Here is a 24,655-nt window from a genome sequence, read left to right on the forward strand (position 1 = left end):
CATGGGGCTCAGCTCACTGGCGGCAGGGCGCAAGGCCGATGGAATAGCGCACTACAGCCGCGAACTTTATCGAGAAATGAGCACCAGATCCTGTGTGGTCCCACTGCTGCATGCCGGTGAGCAACTCAAGGCAGAATGGCTGAAGACACCTGTACGGCAGGGGTACAGCTTTGCATTGGCAACGCTGCGTTCTCAGGCCGGCTTCAACAGCCTGCCAGATGATCTCATCAGCGAACTGGATCTCTATCACGCAACGGATAATCGTATCCCCCGCTTGAAAGACACACCCGTTGTTGCCACCATCTTCGACGCTGTTCCTCTGGCCTATCCACACTGGGCCAGAAGTCGACTGCGAAAGCTCAAGAACACCCTGATGCGCAGATCAGCCCAATGGGCCGACAGGGTTATCTGTGCCTCTGACTACGCTGCCGAAGAGATTGCCCATTTCTGGGGCATAAAACCTGACCGAATCAGCGTGATCCCACTGGCTGTTGATAAGTTCCGTTTCAGTCAGGATTACGGCCATTTGGAGTTGCCATGCGGGCTTGGCCAGAGTGAGGGTTACTTTCTCTTTGTAGGGACCTTGCAACCGCGTAAGAACCTTTTACGTCTTATCGCTGCACATCAACAACTTACACGTGATGAACGACAGGCATTTCCGCTTGTAATTGCAGGCGGAGGCGGTTGGAAATCAGCTGCCGTGGTTGCGGCGGCACAGGCAGACTCCCTGGGGATCAGATATTGTGGATATCTTGAGGATAAACAGATAACGGCGCTCTATCTTTCGGCAACAGCTGTCGTCGTGCCCTCACTACACGAAGGGTTCGGCTTACCGGTGCTGGAGGGCTTTGCCGCCGGCAAACCCGTGCTCTGCTCCAACACCACCTCATTGCCTGAAGTTGCCGGCGATGCCGCCATCCTGTTTGACCCGGAAACCCCGGCAGAAATCGCAGCAGCGATGCGCCAGATCCTACATGACGAAACATTGAGATCCAGTTATGCTGCCAAAGGTCTGGCACGGGTGGAACCCTTCACCTGGGCAAGAACCGCAGACCAGACCCTTCAGCTCTATCGGCAACTCACAGGCTGACATATGAAATCACAGAATATTGCCCATAATCCGCGCCTTGACCACCTGCGTTGCCTGGCTGCTGCGATAGTATTTCTGTTCCACACCTACCATTACTACTTTCTGAAATGGCAACCAGTCGAAAGCAAACCCTGGTTTGGTATTATCAGCGAAGGTCACACGGGTGTCGGGCTGTTTTTTACCCTGTCCGGTTTTCTGTTCATGCTGATCGCCCTGAATAACGACCAGATCAGCTACCGTAACTTCATCACCAACCGTTTTCTGCGCATCTTCCCGCTGTTTCTGGTGATCTTCTTCATCGCCATCTCGGTGAGTCGAGATCAGTTCCGCGCGGCTGACTGGGGCTATATGTTCTTCTCCAACCTCGGTGAAGCCCCTACCTCGGGCAGTTTCATCACCGGCGCCGCCTGGACCATCTCCATCGAGTTTACCTTCTACCTTGTATTCCCTTTTCTGGGGCGTTTTGCAAAAGAGCGAGGCACAGGATATCTGATTCGGTTGATACTGCTGATGCTGCTGTTCAAGATGGCGGCCTATGGCGTCGCCGGCAATCCGATGCATATGTACTACTCAACCCTGCTGGGCCGATTTGACCAATTTCTGATCGGCATGCTGTTTGCGCTGCTTTATACACAACACCATGAATGGCTGTCGCGCCGCGGGTGGTTATGGGTAATCGGAGCCGGATTACTCGTTCTGCTCAACAGTGGGATTCAAGCACGCTATGCCAGTTACTTCATGGCAGAACCCTGGCATGCCTTCTGGGTGACCTGGTCAATGCAGGAAGCACTCGGTTGGGGGCTGTTCATACTCTTCTGGGCATCGGCGGCGATTAACCTGCCGCGCTGGCTGGATCGTCTGCTGCAAAAAGGCGGCGAAATCAGCTACTCCTTCTATCTGCTGCATGGACTGATCATATTCCTCAGCTTTCAACTGGTAGGCCCCATCCACCTGACTGGCAAGATCCTGCTGGATGGCTTGATTGTGTCTGTGCTGCTGTACCTGATCACCTGGTGGGTCGCCTGCCTCAGCTACGACACCATAGAAAAACCCTTCCTTGCCCTGCGCCGTCGCTATGGATAGATTTGGGGTCTGTAGATTGGGGTCAGAGTCGCAGACTCTGACCCCAATCTACAGACCCCAATCTCCAGTTATTTAAAGCCATAACTCAAGGAGGAGAAAATGGCACGACTGAATCGCATATGTGTGCCAGGGATACCCCAGCACATCATTCAACGTGGCAATAATCGCCAAGCCTGTTTCGTGACCGAAAACGATTTCAGTACCTATGCAAACTGCTTGCTGGAGGCATCCAGGAAGTATGGGGTAGAGGTACATGCATGGGTATTCATGACTAACCATGTCCATCTTCTTGCGACCCCTGCCGCTGAAGATAGCATCTCTCGCATGATGCAATCGGTTGGGAGGAAGTATGTCCGCTATTTTAATGACACCTACTCCAGAACAGGTACTCTCTGGGAGGGCCGTTTCAAGTCTTGCCAGGTCGAGACCGACAACTATTTCTTAACATGCCAACGCTACATAGAACTCAACCCAGTTCGTGCTGGTATGGTGCGTGATCCTGCGGAGTACCATTGGTCCAGCTATTGCTCTAACGGGCGTGGTGTTCAGGCAGAGCTTTGGACACCTCATGAATGCTATCTGAAACTGGGAGATACTCAGCAATCCAGGCTGTACAGGTACAGAGACTTGTTCCGCACAGCGATAAGCGATGAGCTCATGAATGAAATCAGAAGCACTGTTAACAAAGGGCTGGCTTTCGGAAATGACCGCTTCAGGGAAGAGCTTGAACATCTAACTAATAGAAGGATGTCAGTACTCAAGCCTGGACCAAAGAAGAGTTAGAAGATAGATCGAGATAGATTGGGTGAATAGATTGGAATAGATTGGGGTCAGAGTCAGCGACTCTGACCCCAATCTATTCCAATCTATTCACCCTGCGCCGTCGCTATGGAAGTTAACTACCTTTTCATGGGATCTACTGCTATAAAACATTAGCAGCAGTTAAACCTACACATCAAAGGGAGATTGGCTATGGCCAGCGCACAGTCACTTGAAGCCGTTCAAAAGCTATACATCGCATTCTATGGCAGACCCGCCGATCCGGGTGGATTGCAGTTCTGGGCAGGTCGGCTCGATGAGGCAAATGGTGTTATTCAAACCATCATTAACTCGTTTGCGAACTCAACCGAGTACCAAGAGCGCTTTGGTAGCCTCCCGGATGATGCTTTAGTCAACAACCTGTATCAGCAAGCTTTTGGCAGACCAGCCGAGCAAGCGGGCCTTGATTACTGGGTTGATCAGATCAGCAATGGTGCAATAACACTTGGTGAGTTGGCGCTTACTATACTTGATGGCGCTCAAAATGATGACCTCGCTGTCATCAATAACAAGAAAACCCTGGCAGAGCTGTTCACAAATGCGCTGCAAGCGCAGGGCCGTGACTATGGGCTGGACCAGGTACCGCTTGCAAAATCTATTCTTGATGCAGTCACAGCGGCATTCGATGTCAGCTCATTTGATATCAATGCATTCCTTCAATCCTTTCCACAGTCTGGAACGCCTGTGACGGATGAGATGTTTGTTGAGTTTGATGCCAATGCCTTTTATGAATGGGTGAATACTATTCTGCAACTGGCAGATAGTGGGAGTTTGCCAGGCTTTGATGCAAATGAGATACGAACTGCATTGGCAGAACTGGAAGGCATCGATTTGAATGAAGTGTTCAGCCTTATCTCCGGCGGTTTGAATACCGGCGAAGGTGGTCTGATCAGCTACACTGACTTTTTCAATATGGTCTTATCGCTGATTCAGTCTGGAGGACTGCTCGACCCGAACAGTATTGATTTCAACGTCATGAGCAGCGGCGCCATGGAGCCAGGCTACCAGGAGGTCGTGATTGTAGGCGAGACCACTGGGTTGCAGGATGAGTCTAGTCTTTTGATATAAGCCCTCTTGATTGGCAGAGCTGCTGCAAGCGTGTTGTTGGCTCTGTCACTTTAGTTTTTTGGCTTGAATAGCCGAGGTCTGATGATTGACTTGAACCCAGCGTAACATTAGCATCAATTCATGTATAAAATATGCTCAATCAGAGGGAGTCTGACGTGCCATCCAATTCATCACTGAACGCAGTTCAAAAGTTATACATCTCATTCTATGGCCGCCCTGCAGATCCGCTGGGCCTGGATTTCTGGGCGACGCAGCTTGATAATGCGAATGGGGTTGTTCAAAACATCATCAATGCTTTTGCAAATTCAGAGGAATACCAGTCACGTTTTGGCAGTCTTGATGACTCATCTTTAATCAATAATCTTTATCTGCAGTCTTTCGGACGCTCAGCAGAGCCTGCAGGGTTGGAGTATTGGCTAGGCCAGATTTCATCAGGTGCCATCACCTTGGGTGAGCTTGCACTGGTGATTCTGGATGGAGCGCAAGGCAACGATCTGAGTGTGATCAACAATAAGCGCGCCTTGGCTGATCAGATCACCTTCTCTCTGGAGTCGCTGGGTAAATCCTATGGGCTGGAGCAGATTCCGCTGGCAAAGTCGCTTCTGGATACGGTGACTGCCAACACTGACATAAACGCCATTAACCTGGCGGAACTGCTGAATGATTTTCCATCAGCCTTGCCCTCTACCCCAGCTGAAAACGATCTGTTTACCCAGTTTGATGCAAACGAGTTCCAGCAGTGGATAGCTTACTTCAAAGCGATGGCTGAAAATGGCACGATTCAGGGGCTGTCAGCTTCGCCGGAAGAGGTGGTGGCGATTGTTAATCAATTTGTCGGTTATGATCTGGATGAGATCTTTGCAGAACTCTCGCCGGACCTCCTGTCCTACTCAGATGGAACCATGAGTTATGCAGTGCTTTTCGATGCAATGATCACTTGGTCGGGATACCTGTTTCAGATCCTCGAACCACAGCCGATGCCGGGCGACAGTTCAGCATTTGTTCTGACAGAAGCTCATGAGCCACTATCCACAGAGATTATACTCGTTGGCAGTCATGCTGGTGTTAATGGCTTGTTTTCAGACGATATAATGTAGAGATAGATTGGGGTCAGAGTCAGCGACTCTGACCCCAATCTATCCGCTCTATCGCAATCAAAGCTTGGACAGCAACATCTGGCTGCTTTCTCGCCAGCTCAGCCATTTGAAATGATCACTGACCTGCAGCTGTTCAGGGACGCCATCGTGCTCAATGCGTTGTATCCACTCAACCAGCGCCAGATGATGTTCCAGGCTGAAATAGCCTATCTGCTCGCCACCCACTTCACGGTGCACCGGTGTATCACTGGCCAGAACCGGCAGGCGATGGTGCAGGCTTTCGATGATTGGCAGGCCAAAGCCCTCCACCACTGATGGGAAGATCAGCATGCGCGCATGGCGGTAGCAATAATCCAGCTCGCTGTCGGAGAGATCATGCCAGCAGAAAAGGCGCTTGTTGAGCGCCGGATGGTAGCGGATGCGCTCCAGCAGGGCTTCCACCTTCCAGCCGGGGCGTCCTGCCAGCAGCAGATTCACATTCCTGCCCTCAGACCACAGCTCATCAAACGCATCCAGCACAAACGCGTGATTCTTGCGCGGCTCGATGGTGGATACCATCAGATACGTATGGCGCTCGGCCAGGGCTTCTTTCAGTTCCGGGCGGACAGACTCATCCGAGGGGGACTCATAGCCAAAGTCGGCCCCGAGCAAAAAATACTCGAATTGCTTATTATCCACCCGACTGCCATGCTCCTTGCGCATATAGGCCTGAAGATCATCCCGCACCGTGCGTGAGATAGCGACGTAGCGCTCCACATGCTCAAGTGACTCGGTGAACCAGCGTGCAAACACCTGGGCCAGAAAATCATCACAGAACTGGCGATGCGTGATGGGAATCAGATCATAGATCACAGCCGTAACCGACGCACCTTGTGCTCTGGCCTGTGCCACGCTTGGCCAGATATTGCAGTACCAGGAGGAGTCCAGCAGCAGTAACAGATCGCCCTCTCGGATCACACTGAATGCACCACTGTCGGCTTTAACGGATTTTCTGGCCGACAGCTTGCCAAGGCACCAGCGAGCAGGGGACAGCAGCGACAGCTCGATGATCCTGTTCAGGCCGAACTGCTGCCTGGGAGCATAGAGAAAGCGGCGTACACCGGAGTGATGGCCCGCCAGAGCCGACAGCATCTCGCGGCCAGCATGATAAACACCCTTCAGATAACTGATCAGCGCATGACGAAAGCTGACGCGAGGCTTGCGCAGCGTGCCGCCATCTGTGTCGTCGGTGTGGGCAGGGTAGAGCATCGCCTGGGTCAGCAACTCAAAGCGACCATGACTGATCAGCACCGGCTGAACGCGAAACCCCTGCTCATCACCAAATTGATAAAAATGCTGCACCACCTGTCTGACCACGCGCTGAATACCCGTATTCAGGTCGACATGATCTGCCAGATAGCTGCAATCGATATAGATGGTTCTCACAAATAATCCAACATGCGAAAAATGGCGATGATATTACCACAACAGTCAGAAAATGGGGGTCAGAGTTAGGGAAATGGGGGTCAGAGTAAAAATTCCGGGAAATGGGGGTCAGAGTAAAAATTCCGTGGAGTTTTTACTCTGACCCCCATTTCCCTTCCCCGGTTAAGCTGTTTCAGCGACCGGCCTTGTGATATATTGCAGCCCGACTTTACACAGCCAGAATGCACGCCGGAGAAGCACCGGGCATGAAGCCAGCATTATTACTCCAATTTACCCGCCAGGATCTGATCGATCGCCACGCATCCTCCATGCTGGGCGCGTTCTGGACATTTCTGCTGCCACTGGCCAACATCCTGATCTTCACTCTGGTGTTTTCCAACATCATGGCGATCAAACTGACGGATATGGGGATGGATCACCTCGGGCGATTCGGCTACAGCGTCTATCTTGTATCCGCACTGCTGGCCTGGAACTGCTTCGCCGGAACCCTGACGCGCACCACCCAGGTGTTTCAGGAAAAAGCACCGCTGATCGGCAAGGTACACATCTCACTTTTCTCCCTGCCGCTCTATATTCTACTCAGCGAAACAGTTATCTATCTGATCTCCATGTCTTTTTTCATGGTGTTTCTGCTTATAATAGATTTTCAATGGAGCATCCACTGGCTCTGGTGGCCGGTGATCTTTGCGGTCCAGCAACTGCTTGCCTATGCGATAGGGCTGGGTTGCGCCATTCTCGGCGTGTTTCTGCGTGATATCCGCGAAGTGGTCACGATAGTCGTGCAGCTCTGGTTCTGGATGACACCGATTGTATACGTCATCACCATCCTGCCCGAAAAATGGCTGCCGATGTTTCAGCTCAACCCCTACTACCATCTGATTGATGCGCTGCGCACCGCGTTGCTGGTCGGAGAAGCCCCTGCTTTCTGGCCGCTGTTCAGCATAGCCGTCATCGCGTTACTGATACTCTTTGCTGCCCTCTATGTCGGGCGTCGACTGGAACGCGATATTCGCGACTTCCTCTGATCGGGCCCTGAATCATGATAGACGTCAAGCACCTGCACAAACGCTTCAAGCTCTACACCAAACCGGCAGATCGCCTGAAAGAGATCTTGCTGCGTCGTCCGTTTCACACCAATTATCATGCACTGAACGACGTATCCTTCCGCGTTGAAAATGGCGAAACCCTCGGTATTCTGGGACAGAACGGCGCAGGCAAATCCACCCTGCTCAAGCTGCTCAGTGGTGTGCTGCTGCCGGATGCCGGCGAGATCAACATCGCCGGGCGCGTCACCGGCCTGCTGGAGCTGGGCACCGGATTTGATTCTGCACTCAGTGGCACCCACAACATCCGTACCAACGGCCTGCTGATCGGCATGACAGAACAGGAGATCGTCGAGCGCGAGCAGAAGATCATCGAGTTCTCGGAGCTGGGCGACTTCATCCATGAGCCGCTGCGCACCTACTCCTCAGGCATGCTGATGCGCCTGGCTTTCTCTATCGCCATTCACGCTGATCCGCGCTGCTTCCTGATCGACGAAGCCCTCTCGGTGGGTGATGGACACTTTCAGCAGAAATGTATCAAGCGCATCAAACAGTTCCGCGAGAGCGGCGGCTCCATCATATTCGTTTCGCATGACCTGAACGCAGTCAAGATGATCTGTGATCGCGCCATCGTGCTGGATCAGGGCGAAGTCGTGTTTCAAGGCTCCTCAGAAGGTGCCGTTAATCACTACAACCAGATCATGGCCAAGCTCGACAAGCAGGAAGCCAGAATCGCTGCGCGTGTGCGCGAAGAGAATCACTACGGCACAGGCGAAGCGATGATCCGTGATGCCAGCCTGACCGGCAGCCACTCACGCAGCCATGTTGTCAGCAGTGGTGAGCAGGCCGAGCTGTGTGTTACCTTCGAATCCACCGTCGAGCTGGAATCCGTGTCTTTGGGGTTCATGATACGTGATCGCTTCGGCCAGGATATCTTCGGAACCAACAGCTGTCTGCTCAAGCGCGAAATACCGATGCAGCCGGGCCAACGCTATCAGGCACGTTTTGTGTTGCCGATGAACATAGCCGTGGGCAAATACACTATCACCCTGGCGCTGCACAGTGATGAAAACCACCTGGAACGCTGCTATCATTGGTGCGATAACTACCTCCAGTTTGAAGTGGCAGGTAGCCATGTTCCGCTCTTCTCCGGAATCACCTACATACCTACCACTCTTGATATCGAGTGCCAGTCAGAAGAGAACACCTGCACATGAGTATACCCGCCAGCAAAGAGGATATTCTGGCCGCGATCAGAGCAGAGGCTGCATCGCGCAAGGATGCAACACCGGCTCCGGACGTACAGCCGATCCTGCCTTCGCGTATAGAAATGTCGGCATTTGATCTGGAATTGCGTCTGCCGTTTCAGCCTGCCTACCCGATTCAGGATTTTCTGCGCTTCGAAGGCGAAGCCTTTATCCGTAACGCCTACCGCGGCGTGCTGCATCGCGATGCAGACGCAGGCGGAATGCAAACCTTCATGGCAAAACTGTCTCAGGGCGAGCTTAAGCAACTGATCCTGTGCCAACTCCTCCTCTCTCCGGAAGGGGCAAAGATCGGGGTCAGAGTCAGAGGTCTTGGCCTGTTCAAACTGGCGATGAAAACGCGTCTGGTCTGGCTCATCAAGCCCCTGCTGAGTCTGATCAGCTACCTGCAGCAGCGCAGTACTCCCGCCAGGGTCTCTTCCGAAACCCAGTTTCTGGCCGAAACCTTCCGTCAGACAATGGACGAGATGAATCAACTGCTGCTGGCGCAGGGCAGTGAACAGTACATGGCGCAGAATCGCATCCGCCAGCTTGAGCAACAGCTGGAGATGCTGCACGCCACCACACAGGACGAGATAAATCACGCAACCGCGCAGATTGCAGCGCTGGAAACTGCACTCGCCGCCCAGCACGACACCCTGGAGCAGCTGCAGACCCGAATGGATGATCAGCAGGCTCAGGCAGAGCAGTTGCAGTCCTCTGTTGAATCCAGACTGGAGCAGGTAGATAGCACTCTGACCCCAATCTCGGAGCGGCAGGAACAGGTGCGCCAGGCGTTGGAGAATGTGAATCACAAGATTGCCTACAGCCATCAGCAGATGAACTTGCTGCTGAGCAGCCTGGCCAATGCCAATGATGCCACACCGGCAGCGGTACAGCCGCAATCCCAGTCCCAGTCCCAGCCCCAGCCCCAGTCCCAACCACAAGAGGCAACCGGCCCGACACGCGCCGAAAGTGCCGGCACGCGTGCCAGCCAGTCAGTGACTGCCCCCGCGGCAGCAAAAAAAAAACACCAGCCCTGACCGAACTGGCCCAACGGCACCTGCAGGATGACGTAGACGCCTTCTACGTTGCCTTCGAGGATGCCTGTCGCGGCACACGCGAACAGATCACAGAAAAACTCTCGGCATACCTGCCCTATATTCCGGCCCCTGCACAGAACCATAACCGCGTTGTGGATATCGGCTGCGGTCGGGGCGAGTGGCTGATGCTGCTCAAGGAGCAGGGCTATGATGTCACCGGCATCGATATCAATCAGGTCATGGTCAGCACCTCCAACGAGCAGGGGCTGGCGGTGCTCAACACCGACATGCTCGACTGGCTGCGCCGACAGCCGGATGCCAGCCTGAATGCGATCACGGCGTTTCATGTGATCGAGCATATCCCCTTCGATCTGCTGATGCGTACCACGGTGGAAGCCTACCGTGTGCTGATCCCCGGCGGTGTGCTGATCTACGAAACCCCCAACCCGGAAAACCTGCTGGTGGGCAGCCATACCTTTTATCACGACCCTACCCATCGCAACCCGGTCACCCCCACGCTGGTCACCTTTCTGGCGGAATACAGCGGCTTTATCGATCACCAGATCAAACGTCTGCACCCCTATCCCGAGAGTGCTCGTCTGCCCGGCAATGATCCGGTCAGTGAGCGCCTGAACGGGATGCTCTGTGGCCATCAGGATTATGCCCTGATCGCCCGCAAGTCGATGCAACAGGAGATTTAACCATGAAGGTTCACCCATGAAGGTTCACCCATGAAGATTTTGGTCACGGCCAGCCATACCCCCTTTCTGCACGGTGGCGCCGATCATCAGATCCATGGTCTGGTGCAGGCATTCAAGGACGCCGGTCATCAGGTTGAGCTGCTGCGCTTTCCCTTCCGCTTCAGCCCGGAAACCGCCATCAGCGATCTGATGCGGCACTGCGAGGGGCTGGATATGAACCTGCCCAATGGCGTACAGATCGACAAGGTGGTCAGCCTGCAGTTTCCCGGTTATGGGGTGCAGCACGATGACCACCGCGTGTGGGTGATGCATCAGCATCGCGCCGTGTATGACCTGTTCGATGCCGAGCAGGCCAGCCCTGAGCTGAAAGCACTCAAGCAGGAGATAGAAGCCTACGACCTGGCCGCCTTTAGCCGTGCCACCAAGCTCTTTGCCGAATCGCATACCGTCGCCAAGCGCCTGCAGACGCACAACAACCTGATCGCGCCGCCGCTTTATCATCCGCCCTATGGCGAGTCGCACTTTTACCACGCCGACCCCTATCCCTACATCTTTTACCCGAGCCGGCTGGAAACGCTCAAGCGCCAGTCACTGCTGATTCAGGCCGCACGTTACATGAGATCGCCGGTACAGATACTGATCGGTGGTGTGGGTGGTCAGCAGGAGAATTATGCGCGTGAAATAGAGCAGGCCGGCGTGGGGGATCGCGTGCACCTGATCGGGCGCTTCTCCGATGAAGAAAAATACGCCCTCTATGCCCGCTCACTGGCGGTGTTCTTCGGCCCCTATGAGGAGGACTACGGCTATATCACACTCGAAGCGATGCTTTCGGGCAAACCGGTAATCACCTGCACCGACTCAGGCGGCCCGCTGGAGTTTGTCAAAAATGGCGAGACCGGCCTGATCTGCCCACCCGAACCCCAGGCAATTGCCGAAGCGATCGACAGCCTGCACAGCCAGCGTCGATACAGCACCGAGATGGGACACAATGCACGCCACCACTACCGCGCCATGAATATCCGCTGGTCCCACGTGGTTGAAACCCTGTTGCAGGAGTGAGATAGAAGGTGAAAATCGCAATACTGGCCCCCAGCCCCGTTCCCTATACCATCGGCGGCGCCGAAAAGCTCTGGTGGGGCATGCTCGATTATCTGAATCAGCAGACCTCCCATCAGGCCGAACTGATCAAGATCCCCTCGCCGGAGCGCAACTTCCGCGAAGTGATCCAGAGCTACGAAGCCTTCAGCCGCATGGACCTGAGCCATTTTGACTGCGTGATCAGCACCAAATATCCCGCCTGGATGATCGATCACCCCAACCATATCTGCTACCTGCAGCACACACTGCGCGGGCTATACGACACCTACCACTTCTGTGGCCAGCCCGAGTCGCTCCCGGCACTGCCGGACGCCTTCGTCCCGCTGCTGGCACTGCTCAAGGCCACGCCTGCACGCGAACAGCTTCAACCGCTGTTCGCTCAGGTGCAAACCCTGATGGCAGATCCCGCGCATGACAGCCATTTTGCCTTTCCCGGCCCGCTGACCCGCGCCATCGTGCACCATCTGGATCGCATCGCGCAGCGCCCCGGCGCGATCCAGCGCTATGCGGCGATCTCCCATACGGTTCGGCGGCGACGTGATTACTTCCCCGCAGATGCCGAGGTGCTGGTGATGCACCACCCCTCGGATCTGAAGGGGATACGCAGTGGTGACTACCGCTACCTGTTCACCGCCAGTCGGCTGGATCAGCCCAAGCGGATCGAGCTGCTGGTGCGGGCTTTCCTGCAGCTGCCGGATCAGATCGACTTCCTGATTGCCGGCACCGGCCCGCAGGAAGCGTTGCTGCATGAACTGGCAAAAGATGACCCGCGTATCAAGTTTCTGGGCCGAATCACCGATAGTCAGATCATCGACTACTACGCCGATGCGCTTTTTGTGCCCTTCATCCCCTACGATGAGGACTACGGTCTGATCACCATCGAAGCGATGCAGGCAGGAAAAGCGGTGCTGACCACTACCGATGCCGGTGGCGTGAATGAGTTTGTCGTGAATGGCGAAACCGGCCTGAGTGTGGCGCCGGATGAAAGCGCCCTGCGCGATGCCATGGCGCAACTGATCCGCCAGCCGGAGGACACCGCCCGCATGGGGCGCGAGGCGCAGTCACGAATCAGCCGCCATATCAGCTGGCAAGCGACCATGACCCCGCTGCTTGGAGAAGCGCTAACGCCAATGCCAGCACAAACACCAAACAGACAAACCGGCCTGCCAAGCCCGCGCAAGCGCATCGTGGTCACCTCCACCTTTCCCGCCTGGCCGCCGCACGGTGGCGGGCAGAGCCGCTTGTATCATCTATACAGAGAGGTGGCGCGTGAGCATGATGTCACCATCCTCTCTTTTGGCCAGCAGGGGCACGAGCTGCAACTGACCGCAGGGCTGAGCGAGATCTGCATCCCCTATAACGAAGCGCAGCGCCGGGTAAACGGCGAGCTGTCGGGCAAGGTGCAAACCGATATCAGCGATATTCTGGTGATCGACAGCGTGTTCCTTAACCCAGCTTATATGAACACCCTGAAAGCACTGGCCGATAACAGCGATCTGATCATCTCCTCGCACCCCTTCTTCTATAAGGCGATCCGTGCCGTGTGGCAGGGGGCGGTGGGATACGACGCTCAGGATGTCGAGGCCGACGTGAAGGAATCGATCCTCGGCGGACGCCCGGGCGGCGAAGTCTGGCTCGATAAGGTGCGCTGGATCGAGCGCCACTGCCTGCACGACAGCCGCTGGGCCGTCAGCTGCAGCGCCCGCGATGCCGACCGCCTGCTGCAGCTGTATGGCGAGCGCGAAACCCCCTGCGCGGTGGTGCCCAACGGTGTGGATACACAACTCACCCCCTTTACCGATCTGCAGACACGACGGCACCAGCGCCAGCGCATGGGGATCAATCAGGAGGTGATCCTGTTCATGGGCAGCTGGCATGGCCCCAATATAGAAGCCGCTCTGATCACCATCGAACTCGCCTGCAAATACCCGCAGTGGCAGTTCTGGCTGCTCGGTAGCCTGTGCGACCATCCCGATATACCACCGCCACCGCCCAATGTACTGCTGCTGGGCGCTCTGCCAGAGGCAGACAAGCAGCAGGTGATGGCCACCGCCAGCATCGCCCTGAACCCGATGCTGTCGGGATCGGGCACCAACCTCAAGATGCTGGACTACGCCGCCTGCGGCCTGGAGATCATCTCCACCCCCTTCGGCAACCGTGGTATCGAGTTTGTGCACGAGCACGAGATCAGCGTGGCACCGATCGAACGCTTCGGCCCGGCGATAGAAGCCCTGCTGGCGTTGCCGGATGATCAGCGCAACGAGCGCCTGCGTAATGCCAGGCTGCGCACCGAGGCAGACTATGACTGGTCGGTATGCGCCAGACCGCTGCTAGAACTGGTCAAATATTAACCATTTACTAAATTTTCATGCTGCAATGCATGAAAGGTTGCATATTACCGACGAACGGGCTTTAACATATCAAACAGTTATAGTAGGATCATGTGTGTTAAGCCCGTATAAGCAGAGGTGTCTGTTAAAAACGGCGGCTGGTCTGTTCACTTAGCCGGCTTTTTGCCTACACTTATCAGGCCACTATGCGGCGGCGCTTGACCATTACTAGCAATTTCGGCAGGCCATAAGGCGCTTGCCTTGTGCCTGTAACATTTTGCGGATAAACTTTCCGCAATCAGAAGTGTGTATTGGCCATGCGCTTCTGCATAACAAAGCAGCTACGCTTTGTCATATAAATGACCGAGTGACTTGGATACTACGAAAGGAGCTACAAAAGATGGCATTCTCTGATGATGTACAAAAAGCATACATCGCTTACTACGGTCGCCCTGCAGACCCAGCTGGTCTGGCATTCTGGGTTGATCAGCTGGAAGGCGTAGAAGGAAATCTGGACGAAATCATCCAGGCGTTCGCCAACTCTGCTGAATCTCAGGCACTGTTCGGCACCATGGACCCTGAAGATCAGATTGATTCTCTGTATCAGCAGTTGTTCAATCGTGCACCGGATGCAGCAGGCAAGCAGTTCTACGTTGATCTGCTGGCTGAAAATGCCGGTGAGCCAGGCTTCCTGGGTAAAATTGCTCTGATGATTCTGGATGGCGCTCAGAACGAAGACCTGACCACCATCAACAACAAACTGGCTGTAGCTGTTCGCTTCACCGCAGCGCTGGAAGCTGATGTTGATGCCAATGCGGCATATGACGGTGATGCTGCTGCCGCAACTGCACGCGCAATGCTGGCCAATGTCGATGACGCGACTGACACTGACGCGTTTGATATTGCCACGACTATTCAGCAGTTGAAAGATGATGTTCCCGGCGTACCAGGTCAGACGTTTGTACTGACGACCGGTCAGGACAACATCCAGGGTACTGCTGACGATGACACCATCCTCGGCATAGTGGATGGTGCCAACAACACCTTCACTCTGGGCGATGTGATCAATGGCGGTGCCGGTACCGACACCCTGAAGATCACCACTGACCAGGGCGCGCTGAACCTGGGCATTGCTACCATCAGCAATGTCGAGAAGTTTATTGCCGACATCCGTGATGACGGTTTCGACACGCTGAACCTCGCCAATAACGCCTTCACCAAGGCAACGCTTGACTTCAATGGTATGGAGCATAATGACAGCGTTGACGTGCTGAGCGTCAACCGTTCTACGGCACTTGAAGTCAAGAACGTTGACCTGGATGGTAACACCCTGACGATCTCGTATGCCGGTAGTGCTGCGATTAACAACTCCTTGTCGCTGACCAACGTTGAGAATGGTGATGTCAATGTTGAGTTCAATCACACTGACGACAAGGCTGCAGGCTCCTACACGGTTAACCTGGATAACGTGAAGGATGTTGAGCTGGACCTTGACGACGAAGGCGCTGCACTCGAGTTGAACGTTGTTGTGAATGGTGACTCTTCGGGTCTGGATATCAGGAACTACAGCTCGTCTGCTTTTGCTGGTGCTGCTGCTGTTGTGAACGTGACCCTGAATGCCGATCTGCAGGTTGATTGGTGGGATCTGTCGGATGCGAACGACAGCACCACTTCTTTCAACATTATGGGCTCTGGTAATCTGACGATCGATAGCCTCGACGACGGTTCAAGCGAGCTGACAGTGAATGCTGGCACTGCGACCGGTAACATCGACATCACTTTCGGAACCAGTGACTTGGTGTCCGTCACCACTGGTTCCGGTGATGACCGTATCGTGCTGGATAACGACTACTTCGTTGCTGACAGTGAGCTGGTCGTAGCCCTGGGTACGGGCTTCAACACGCTGGGTATCAGTGATGTAAGTAATCAGACTGACCTAGCTGATCTGGACTTCTCCGACGTCACCCTCTCAGGTGTCGGTGCGCTGGAGTTTGCCGACTCTATCACCTTGACTGGCGATGCTACCCTTGACCTTGAAGGCGTAGGTAACATCTCCAAGCTGGTAGTTGCCGACCTCATTGGTGCTGGATGGGAGTTCCAGATCGACAATGCACAGGCAACCTTGAACATCGAGTCCAAGGACACGTTTGATGATGTGTATCTGTATCTCGATGCCGTCAGCACGCTGAACCTGTCGGCTGAAGACTACATCGATGTCCAGTTGGATGATGCCAACAACGGCTACAACGATGTGCTTGAGAATGTCACCATCACCTCTGCAGAAGGCAGTGTGGATGCCAACATCTACGACCTGGCCATGCTGAAGAACCTGACCATCGTTGCTGATGCAGACAACGAGAACAACGGCTCTGTCAATCTGGACCTCGACGGTGCACCCGAACTGCTGACCGTATCACTGACAGCAGGTGATGAAGTGTATGCGGTCATCCAGGACGCTGCCAAGCTGACCACGGTTACCGTGGTGGCGGGGGACGATAATGGCAACAACTACCTTGAACTGAATGATACTCCGAAGGTCACCCTGATTGACCTGAGCGGCCTGACGGGTAACGACGACGGTGGTGCCAACGAGAATGGCTATATCGAAGTCTACGCTGAATTTGCTGCCTTTGCTCAAGCCGTAACCATTATGATCAGTGCTGCTGATCTGGATTACATCGCCGAGGGCGATGGTACTGCTCGTGAAATCATCAAGTTCGTGGGTGACGATATCGGTACTGTCGATATCAGCAACTTCACCGTTGGTGTCGGTAGTAACGGCGACCGTCTGGACTTCAGCGCCTTTGCAGGCGTAAACAGTCTGGACGACCTGGTAATCGTGTTGGCTGGAGCTGATACAGTCATTACTTCCACAGCTTTCGAAGGCGAGATCACGGTTATTGGTGCGGATGTGTCGTCTGACGCATTTAACTTCATCTTCTGATTCACGCCCTCACTCGAGGGCCTGAACTGAAGTGATACACTCGGAGGGGGCTGTTTACAGCCCCCTCTTTTTTTACAGAACGCGAAAGGTGGCCACATGTACAAGAAACCTGTTCCGCTCAACGCCACGCAGCACGGGGAGCTGAAGCTCACTGAGACCGACGACTGGCGTTTTGCGTCGGCCGAAATGGTCGTACCCATCGTCTACAGCGAAATCGCCGATGTGGCCCGCGAGTACCCCCTTGTCTTCCTTAAAGGCAAGCATCTACCTTTTGCCTTACTGGGTGTGGAACAAGGCCGCAACGCCTACGTGGATGACACAGGCCGTTGGCTTTCAACTTACATCCCCGCCAAGATCCGGGCCTATCCGCTGACGCTGTCACCAATTCCAGATAATCCCCATGAATTTGTAATCGGCATCGACAGTTCAGCGCCGCAACTGCATAAAAATACCGGCTATCGTCTGTTTGAAGCAGGGCAGCCCAGCGTCTACCTCAACACGCGCATGGAACAACTCAAGAAGACCCGCGCAGCCGAGCAGGTCACCGCCAGGCTTGTTACCGTAATCGCCGACGCAGGTGTGTTGATCGAACGCTTCATCAACGTCAACCAACCCGGACAGGAGGGCACCTCCCTGGGCGGGATGCTGGTGGTCAGTGAGGAGAAGCTCAACAACCTCACGCACGAAGACTTTGCCAAGCTGCGAGATCAGGGCGCCTTGCCGCTGATCTACGCGCACCTGCTCTCCATGGCCAACCTCAGACAAGGCGCCATCGCTGGCAAATACCCACAACTCGCCCAGCAGACGCAAGAGCTGTGGTCCGAGATGCTGGCAAACGACACAATTCGATTCAATTGAACAAAGGAAATACCATGGAAACCAAAGACACCGTCAAGATCAACGACAAGGAATACAAACTGGCTGACCTCTCGGAAGATGCCAAAGCCCAACTGACCAATTTGCGCGTGTGCGACGCCGAGCTGCAGCGATTGAAGGCCCAGATCGCCATCGTCGAGACCGCCAAGGCCGCCTACGGGCGCGCGCTGACAGAAGAGCTGTCGAAGATCGCGAACTGAACACTCGCCTGCTGGCAATCACTTGATAGATTAAGAGATTGAAGAGATTGAAGAGATTGGGGTCAGAGTCTGCGACTCTGACCCCAATCTCTAGTCCAGTCCAGTCGAGATCGGGGTCACCCATTAATCAGCCGTGTCAAGTAAACAACAATACCCATTCCGATATTTTAATGATATCGAGATGTTTGAAGAGTGATCTCCGCCTGGGGGATCCGTTTCGCTTCGTTTTTTCGTCGTCTGGTGTCGACTCCGTTCGCACCAGTCACCCATCTGGATCAAGGCGACATTCATACTGCGAATGAGCCCCTAACGCTTATGCGTTCCAAAAAATTTCCGGTACCCTGACCTGTCCATCTGATAAACATTAACAGATGCTGTGGCTCAAACTGCGTCCAACCCTTAGTGGCTCAGCTCAGGGGCGAACAGGATAACACAGGCGGAAGGGCCATCCATTCAGAGTATTGGTTGTTGAACAACCCCATTACTGGCTTGGCCCTTCCTGAACTTATTGAAATGCCAGAGCCATATTAAACGCTTCTCTTTTTTTCAACACATGGAAACAGGCCCGCGGCAGTTTGTGGGCCACCGCTCGGATGGCAATCATGCCATTGGTTTTACGCTTCTTACGCTCATAGAAAACCTTGATTGGCGGGTAATGCGCCAGACTATGGTGCGCTGCTTCATGAAAGGCCCAGGACAGGTAGCGATTGCCACATTTGCGATTGTTCTGGCCTTTCTTTTTGTTGTTGCTGATACACTTGCTTTCCACACACCGGGCATAGGAGGAGAAGTCGCCTACTGAGTCAAACCTGCTGATGTTGCCGATTTCCAATAACACGGTCATCCCCAGTACCTTCCCGATACCCGGTACCGAGCGCACCCGATCAAAGTCTTCCTGAGATCGGGGTCAGAGTCATAACTCTGGATTTGATCACATGCCTCTTTGCTTGAGCTGGTCAGTATTGCTGAGCATAATGGCTTTCGTGAGATCGGGGTCAGAGTAACAATTTCAGGTAATCTATGACCCCAATCTAAGTCCTCAACCAAAAGTACCAAATCACCAAGCAACAAGGAGGTTGCATGGCAAGCCAACATCACGATACCGGCTACAAGGAGCTGTTCAGTCATCCTGAATTCGTGCAGCAACTGATTGAAGGCTTCGCACCATCAGAAATCGCACAGATCATGGACTTCTCCACCCTCAGGAATCACAGCGGAAACTATATTACCCCGCTGTTCGAAGAGAAGTTCGAGGATGTGGTCTGGTCCGCCGAGGTCAACTGGCAAGGGAGCCGGCAGCGGGTTTTTCTGTATATCCTGCTGGAATTTCAGTCTCGGATTGACCACAGTATGCCTATCCGGCTGATGCACTATGTCGCCTGCTTCTATGAGCATCTGCTGAAAACCAGGGAAACAACCCCCAGGCAGGGCCTGCCGCCGATCTTGCCGATAGTGCTGTATAATGGCTCCAGGCGCTGGCGAGCGCGACAGGATATTTACGAGATGGTGAAACCGGAACCCCCGGCCTTCCTGCGAGTCTATCAGCCGCACCTGCGCTATTACCTGATAGACGAAGGGCGTTATACTGATGAGGAGTTGGGGCAGCGACGAACACCCTTGAGCGGTGTGTTCAGTATCGAAAAAGCCTCTGCAGACAGGGCGGGATTGCAGCGGGCCGTGGATCGGATAGTGAGCCTTATCAAGGCTGATCCACACAAGGGTCGAATTGATACAATCATCACCCGCTGGCTGAAACGCCATCTGCAGCGACTGGGTGCAGATGTCAGTCTGGATCAGGTGCATAGTTTAGTCGAGGATAAAGATATGTTGGCAGAAAACTTAGAGAGCTGGGCTAAAAAAGAACGAAAAGAGGGACGGCAAGAAGGCGAGCAGATAGGGCTTCAGAAAGGGATTCAGAAAGGCCGGATGGAAACCATGCGAGAGACCGCCCGCAACTTGATTATTCGTACCGAAATGGACGACGCCATGATAGCTGATATATCGGGGTTGTCTGTTGAGATGGTTACAGAGCTCCGCGCCGAAGCCAGGCACTGAAGATCGGTGAAGATCGGGGTCAGAGTAACAATTTCAGGTAATCTATGACCCCAATCTAAGACCCCACCAAAAGTACCAAATAACCAAGCAACAAGGAGGTTGCATGGCAAGCCAGCATCACGATACCGGCTACAAGGAGCTGTTCAGTCATCCTGAATTCGTTCAGCAACTGATTGAAGGTTTCGCACCATCAGAAATCGCACAGATCATGGACTTCTCCACCCTCAGGAATCACAGCGGCAACTACATTACCCCGCTGTTTGAAGAGAAGTTCGAGGATGTGGTCTGGTCTGCCGAGGTTAACTGGCAAAGGAGCCGGCAGCGGGTTTTTCTGTATATCCTGCTGGAATTTCAGTCTCGGATTGACCACAGTATGCCTATCCGGCTGATGCACTATGTCGCCTGCTTCTATGATCATCTGTTGAAAACCAGGGAAACAACCCCCAGGCAGGGCCTGCCGCCGATCCTGCCGATAGTGCTGTATAATGGCTCCAGGCGCTGGCGAGCGCGACAGGATATTTACGAGATGGTGAAACCGGAACCCCCGGCCTTCCTGCGAATCTATCAGCCGCACCTGCGCTATTACCTGATAGACGAAGGGCGTTATACTGATGAGGAGTTGGGGCTGCGACGAACACCCTTGAGCGGTGTGTTCAGTATCGAAAAAGCCTCTGCAGACAGGGCGGGATTGCAGCGGGCCGTGGATCGGATAGTGAGCCTTATCAAGGCTGATCCACACAAGGGTCGAATTGATACAATCATCACCCGCTGGCTGAAACGCCATCTGCAGCGACTGGGTGCAGATGTCAGTCTGGATCAGGTGCATAGTTTAGTTGAGGATAAAGATATGTTGGCAGAAAACTTAGAGAGCTGGGCTAAGAAAGAACGAAAAGAGGGGCGGCAAGAAGGCGAGCAGATAGGGCTTCAGAAAGGCCGAATGGAAACCATGCGAGCGACTGCCCGCAACCTGATTACAATGAATGTACTTACCGATGCTCAGATAGCGCAGGCCTCTGGCTTGAGCGAAGCAGAAGTTAAAGCCCTGCGGGCAGAGGCCAGGCACTGATTTTCAGATCGGGGTCAGAGTAACAATTTCAGGTAATCTATGACCCCAATCTATCTACCTCTCCTTATTTAGTTGCTTGAAGTACCAATCTTCATGCGGCAGCCTCTGTCACCCACTGGTCGGGTACCGACTTCAACCCCAGTCAGGCTGGTTTTGCGCAGGAACAGGCGTCTATCTCAACCTCCGGTGCCGCGCTTTATGATGAAGCTTTCGACCAGTTTGCCCAGCGGTCTGACTTGCCTGATTTCGATTTTATAGCGCTGCATGGTATCTGGAGCTGGATCTCGGATGAGAACCGCGCAGTGATCGTCGATTTTATCTGTCGTAAGCTCAAGGTGGGTGGCGTGCTGTATATCAGTTACAACACACAACCCGGCTGGGCGGCCATGGTGCCCATGCGTGATCTTTTGACCGAGCATGCTGAAGTCTTGGGGGCGGATGGTGCGGGCATTGTCAGCCGTATTGATGGTGCACTGACATTTGCCGATCAGTTAATGGCTGTAAATCCTGGATACGCCAGAGCCAATCCGCAGATTGCCGAGCGCATCAATAAAATAAAGGAACAGAACCGCAATTACGTTGCCCATGAGTATTTCAACCGTGACTGGGCACCCATGAGCATCAGTAAAATGGCGGTCTTTCTGGAACCTGCCAAACTCGAATACGCCTGCTCTGCCCACTATCTTGATGCCATAGATGCGATCAACCTGTCTACTGAGCAACAGGCATTGCTGAATCAGATCCCCGATACTATTTTCCGTGAAGCGGTCAGAGATTTCTGTGTTAACCAGCAGTTCCGCCGCGACTACTGGGTGAAAGGCGAGCGCCGACTGACTCCGCTGGAACAGGCCGAAGCGCTGCGAGCAGTACGCGTGATGCTGTGTGTGCCCCACAATAGTGTGTCTCTCAAGGTGACCGGCAGTCTCGGCGAAGCGACGATGCAGGAGTCTGTGTATCAGCCGATCCTGGATAAGCTGGCAGATCATAAACCGAAAACCCTCGGACAACTGGAGGCCGAGCTGCAGCCACAATCGATCAGCTTTGTACAGCTGTTGCAGGCCACTATGGTGCTGGCCGGCACTGGTACCCTTGCCTCAGTGCAGGAGGATAGCCAGATCAGCAAGCTGAAAAAACGTACAGATGCGCTCAACTTGCATCTGCTGAATAAGGCTCGCAGCGTAGGTGATATCACAGCCCTTGCCAGCCCGGTAACCGGTGGCGGTATTACGGTGCCACGTTTCCAGCAGCTGTTTCTGCTGGCCAGACTACAGGGGCACAAAAAAGCCACTGAGCTGGCGGAGTTCACCTGGAATATCCTCAACGCTCAGGGGCAGCGCCTGATTAAAGAGGGCAAGGCGCTGGACAGTGCAGAAGAAAACCTCGCAGAACTGACCACCCAGGCCGAAGAGTTTCTGGAACAGCGCCTGCCAGTCCTTAAAGCACTGCATATCGGATAGATTGGTGGGGAGAGATTGGGGTCAGAGTAACAATTTCAGGTAATCTATGACCCCAATCTATCTACGAACTCAGCAGTTGATCCAGGCTTTCCGCTGACTGGAATTTAGGGAATTTAGGGTCAGAGTAAAATTTCCCTGCTGGTAAAGACCGCTTCATTATCGGTGCGGATGATCTGTGGTTTGCCAAACTGCTTGATGGTATCCAGCAGACAGCGAAGTATTGTTCTGGTATGAAAACTGGAATGAAGTTGCGGAGAAAGTATCACGGTTAAGGTAGTGGGTATTTGAAGATTACACGGAATGAGACAAAGCCCGCTTCGACGGGCTTGTTCATTACTGTTCCCTCGGAATATCTTCTGGCTCCACATGCCGCCGTTTATGAATCACTGCCAGCACATTGATCAGGTGATCCGGTTTGATCTCGTAAATAATCCGGTAGGAGTAAAGGCCCAGTTCGCGTACAGCGTCCTCGTTCAGTTCCGGCACCTTGTGTCCCTTGCGGGGCAGTTCATCCAGGTCAATAGTTGTTTGCACCAGTTCTTCACTGACGCGCTTGGCGTAAAGCGGTGAATCCTCGGCGATGTAATCGTGAATATGACGAAGTTGGTCTTTGGCGTGAGCCGTCCACTTCACCATGTTTGAATTTCCTTGAGCACCTCTTCAGCCGGTTGGGTTTTGCCTTCGGCGGCGTCTTGCTGGCCGCGGCGGATGTTCTCCAGTACGTACAGCCGGTACATGATTTCTTCGGTGTTGGCGTTGTCGGGCAGTCGCTGGATGGCGTCCAGGGCTTCTTGTTTGGCTGTATGGGCTTGCATGTTTGAACCTCCTTAACGGGCGGCTACAGAATTATATAGTTTCGGTTAGATTGGGGTCAGTAGATTGGGGTCAGAGTCGCAGACTCTGACCCCAATCTACTGACCCCAATCCATCCATCTCTATCTCACGAACTCAGCAGTTGCTCCAGGCTTTCTGCCGACAGGATATGAGTCACCCAACGATCTAACTGCTCATCACTGGCTGCATGCAAGCGTTCTTCAGCCCAGTCGGGCAAAGCGCCGAATTTAAGGGTGATCTGTTTGCGCAAGGTGGCTTCTACACCTTGGTGAATGCCTTCATCCAGCCCCTTGTTATAAGGCACTCGTTCAAAATGAGCAACATAACGCATTGTGTCGTCCTCGTAGGGATTGATCCTGTTCATTAATTGTACACTTAAAGTTTCCGGCAGGTGAAGCAGCCAGTCGATAAAACGCAGTAGCTCATAGACCCTTTCGGTACTGTAACCGCTACGTAACAGTCGGCGCATCAAGGCTGCCTTTTCCACCATGCGCTGCTCATTCGGGCGGGTGCGGTGTGCAATCAGTTGCGCCAGCACCACGCAGGCAAAGGGGTTGTCCGAGTGAAGCAGTTCCTCTTCCTTGTCTGCCCAGTCTTGCAGGCAGACCAGCGGGTACTGAAACGAGATACCGCTGCCCCAGCGTTGCTGCTGATACCGGCCCAGTTTATGGGTAAGCTGTTGATGTGTGAGTACCGCCAGGTTGACAATCTCCCGGTCCGGATAGGCATCCTGCAAGCGGTAGAAATAGCGAAACATGCGCTGGTTGAACCGCACACTGGCGCGCCCCTGTATTTCGATATGGATCAGCAGCCAGGTTTCCGTGTGTTCCTTTGTATAGACCTGCACCAGTTTATCCACACGCTTTTTGCCGGAGCCGGCGTCGCGGACAATCTTCTGCAGCTCGGTATCGAGAAAGGTCACTGGCTGTTGCCAATCAATGCCGTCATGAACCTGGGGAAAGAGTAGAGCCAGAAAATCCTGAAAGAGTAACGAAAGGGCTTCTTTCCAGGGTGAATCGAAATCATTGGTTGCAGTGCCAACATCCTTGTCAGTCATGCTTATTCCTTTGTGCTGGAGCAGATAGCCATTATGTTGCAGGATAGGAGCGTCGAAAGCAATATTCCCTATACCGGCTACAATGAATGTGCTGACCGATGCTCAGATTGCTCAGGCCTCTGGCT

At 53.9% G+C, this 24,655-nt stretch carries 22 protein-coding genes; 17 read left to right on the forward strand and 5 right to left on the reverse strand.

Annotated features, from left to right (window positions below):
* The first annotated feature begins 1 nt into the window (after position 1).
* The 5 genes from F7R27_RS13615 to F7R27_RS13635 all read left to right on the forward strand — a co-directional run bounded on the left by F7R27_RS13615 (position 2) and on the right by F7R27_RS13635 (position 5,157).
* On the forward strand, positions 2–1,090 hold the full coding sequence (locus F7R27_RS13615; RefSeq protein ID WP_168927510.1) for a glycosyltransferase family 4 protein: 1,089 nt from the start codon (positions 2–4) through the stop codon (positions 1,088–1,090).
* 3 nt (positions 1,091–1,093) lie between these two features.
* Entirely contained in the window at positions 1,094–2,173 is a 1,080-nt protein-coding gene (locus F7R27_RS13620) for an acyltransferase family protein (protein WP_151704817.1), read from the forward strand.
* Between the two features lie 99 nt (positions 2,174–2,272).
* Positions 2,273–2,956 carry a transposase gene (locus F7R27_RS13625; protein ID WP_151704818.1) on the forward strand — a complete coding sequence of 228 codons (684 nt, stop codon included), beginning with the start codon at positions 2,273–2,275 and terminating at the stop codon, positions 2,954–2,956.
* 189 nt (positions 2,957–3,145) lie between these two features.
* Positions 3,146–4,060 (forward strand): DUF4214 domain-containing protein, encoded by a 915-nt coding sequence (locus tag F7R27_RS13630; RefSeq protein ID WP_151704819.1) that lies wholly within the window; start codon positions 3,146–3,148, stop codon positions 4,058–4,060.
* 155 nt (positions 4,061–4,215) lie between these two features.
* Positions 4,216–5,157: a DUF4214 domain-containing protein gene (locus tag F7R27_RS13635; protein ID WP_168927511.1), complete on the forward strand. Its 942-nt coding sequence runs from the start codon at positions 4,216–4,218 to the stop codon at positions 5,155–5,157.
* A 57-nt stretch (positions 5,158–5,214) separates the two neighbouring features.
* Here the strand turns inward: F7R27_RS13635 and F7R27_RS13640 are convergent, their stop codons facing one another.
* Entirely contained in the window at positions 5,215–6,582 is a 1,368-nt protein-coding gene (locus tag F7R27_RS13640; protein ID WP_151704821.1) for a glycosyltransferase family 4 protein, read from the reverse strand.
* Positions 6,583–6,827: 245 nt separating this feature from the next.
* Between F7R27_RS13640 and F7R27_RS13645 the strand changes: the two genes are divergently transcribed.
* From F7R27_RS13645 to F7R27_RS13685, 9 genes are all read left to right on the forward strand, one after another.
* Positions 6,828–7,607, forward strand: coding sequence for an ABC transporter permease (locus F7R27_RS13645; protein ID WP_151704822.1), 780 nt, complete (start codon positions 6,828–6,830; stop codon positions 7,605–7,607).
* 14 nt (positions 7,608–7,621) lie between these two features.
* Positions 7,622–8,842 carry an ABC transporter ATP-binding protein gene (locus F7R27_RS13650; RefSeq protein ID WP_151704823.1) on the forward strand — a complete coding sequence of 407 codons (1,221 nt, stop codon included), beginning with the start codon at positions 7,622–7,624 and terminating at the stop codon, positions 8,840–8,842.
* Complete coding sequence (locus F7R27_RS13655) at positions 8,839–9,912, forward strand: DUF4214 domain-containing protein (RefSeq protein ID WP_151704824.1); 1,074 nt, start codon at positions 8,839–8,841, stop codon at positions 9,910–9,912. Before F7R27_RS13650 ends, F7R27_RS13655 begins: the two co-directional genes overlap by 4 nt.
* 86 nt (positions 9,913–9,998) lie before the next feature.
* Positions 9,999–10,613: a class I SAM-dependent methyltransferase gene (locus tag F7R27_RS13660; RefSeq protein ID WP_276612567.1), complete on the forward strand. Its 615-nt coding sequence runs from the start codon at positions 9,999–10,001 to the stop codon at positions 10,611–10,613.
* Between the two features lie 30 nt (positions 10,614–10,643).
* Positions 10,644–11,672 (forward strand): glycosyltransferase family 4 protein, encoded by a 1,029-nt coding sequence (locus F7R27_RS13665; RefSeq protein WP_151704826.1) that lies wholly within the window; start codon positions 10,644–10,646, stop codon positions 11,670–11,672.
* Positions 11,673–11,680: 8 nt separating this feature from the next.
* On the forward strand, positions 11,681–14,062 hold the full coding sequence (locus F7R27_RS13670) for a glycosyltransferase family 4 protein (RefSeq protein WP_151704827.1): 2,382 nt from the start codon (positions 11,681–11,683) through the stop codon (positions 14,060–14,062).
* A gap of 379 nt (positions 14,063–14,441) precedes the next feature.
* The gene (locus F7R27_RS13675; protein WP_151704828.1) at positions 14,442–16,985 is read left to right on the forward strand and encodes a DUF4214 domain-containing protein; all 2,544 of its coding nucleotides are present in this window, start codon (positions 14,442–14,444) and stop codon (positions 16,983–16,985) included.
* 96 nt (positions 16,986–17,081) lie between these two features.
* Positions 17,082–17,843, forward strand: a complete 762-nt coding sequence (locus tag F7R27_RS13680; RefSeq protein WP_151704829.1) for a SapC family protein — start codon at positions 17,082–17,084, stop codon at positions 17,841–17,843.
* Between the two features lie 14 nt (positions 17,844–17,857).
* Complete coding sequence (locus tag F7R27_RS13685) at positions 17,858–18,061, forward strand: DUF6447 family protein (protein WP_151704830.1); 204 nt, start codon at positions 17,858–17,860, stop codon at positions 18,059–18,061.
* A 505-nt stretch (positions 18,062–18,566) separates the two neighbouring features.
* On the opposite strand, the gene F7R27_RS13690 is transcribed toward F7R27_RS13685, so the two are convergent.
* Positions 18,567–18,941, reverse strand: coding sequence for a transposase (locus F7R27_RS13690; protein ID WP_151704831.1), 375 nt, complete (start codon positions 18,939–18,941; stop codon positions 18,567–18,569).
* 200 nt (positions 18,942–19,141) lie between these two features.
* Here F7R27_RS13690 and F7R27_RS13695 point away from each other — a divergent pair, with 200 nt between their 5' ends.
* The 3 genes from F7R27_RS13695 to F7R27_RS13705 all read left to right on the forward strand — a co-directional run bounded on the left by F7R27_RS13695 (position 19,142) and on the right by F7R27_RS13705 (position 22,639).
* Positions 19,142–20,116 (forward strand): Rpn family recombination-promoting nuclease/putative transposase, encoded by a 975-nt coding sequence (locus tag F7R27_RS13695; protein ID WP_151704832.1) that lies wholly within the window; start codon positions 19,142–19,144, stop codon positions 20,114–20,116.
* A 103-nt stretch (positions 20,117–20,219) separates the two neighbouring features.
* Positions 20,220–21,182: an Rpn family recombination-promoting nuclease/putative transposase gene (locus tag F7R27_RS13700; protein ID WP_151704833.1), complete on the forward strand. Its 963-nt coding sequence runs from the start codon at positions 20,220–20,222 to the stop codon at positions 21,180–21,182.
* 236 nt (positions 21,183–21,418) lie between these two features.
* Entirely contained in the window at positions 21,419–22,639 is a 1,221-nt protein-coding gene (locus tag F7R27_RS13705; RefSeq protein ID WP_206060518.1) for a methyltransferase regulatory domain-containing protein, read from the forward strand.
* Between the two features lie 333 nt (positions 22,640–22,972).
* Here F7R27_RS13705 and F7R27_RS13715 read toward each other — a convergent pair whose 3' ends face one another.
* The 3 genes from F7R27_RS13715 to F7R27_RS13725 all read right to left on the reverse strand — a co-directional run bounded on the left by F7R27_RS13715 (position 22,973) and on the right by F7R27_RS13725 (position 24,530).
* Positions 22,973–23,275, reverse strand: coding sequence for a type II toxin-antitoxin system RelE/ParE family toxin (locus tag F7R27_RS13715; protein WP_151704835.1), 303 nt, complete (start codon positions 23,273–23,275; stop codon positions 22,973–22,975).
* Positions 23,269–23,454, reverse strand: a complete 186-nt coding sequence (locus tag F7R27_RS13720) for a hypothetical protein (RefSeq protein WP_151704836.1) — start codon at positions 23,452–23,454, stop codon at positions 23,269–23,271. Before F7R27_RS13720 ends, F7R27_RS13715 begins: the two co-directional genes overlap by 7 nt.
* A gap of 125 nt (positions 23,455–23,579) precedes the next feature.
* A complete protein-coding gene (locus tag F7R27_RS13725) occupies positions 23,580–24,530 on the reverse strand; it encodes an RpnC/YadD family protein (protein ID WP_151704837.1) in 951 nt (316 codons plus the stop codon).
* Positions 24,531–24,655: the final 125 nt, after the last annotated feature.

Origin of the sequence: Nitrincola alkalilacustris (genome assembly GCF_008973755.1) — a bacterium.
GTDB classification, from domain to species: Bacteria; Pseudomonadota; Gammaproteobacteria; order Pseudomonadales; family Balneatricaceae; genus Nitrincola; species Nitrincola alkalilacustris.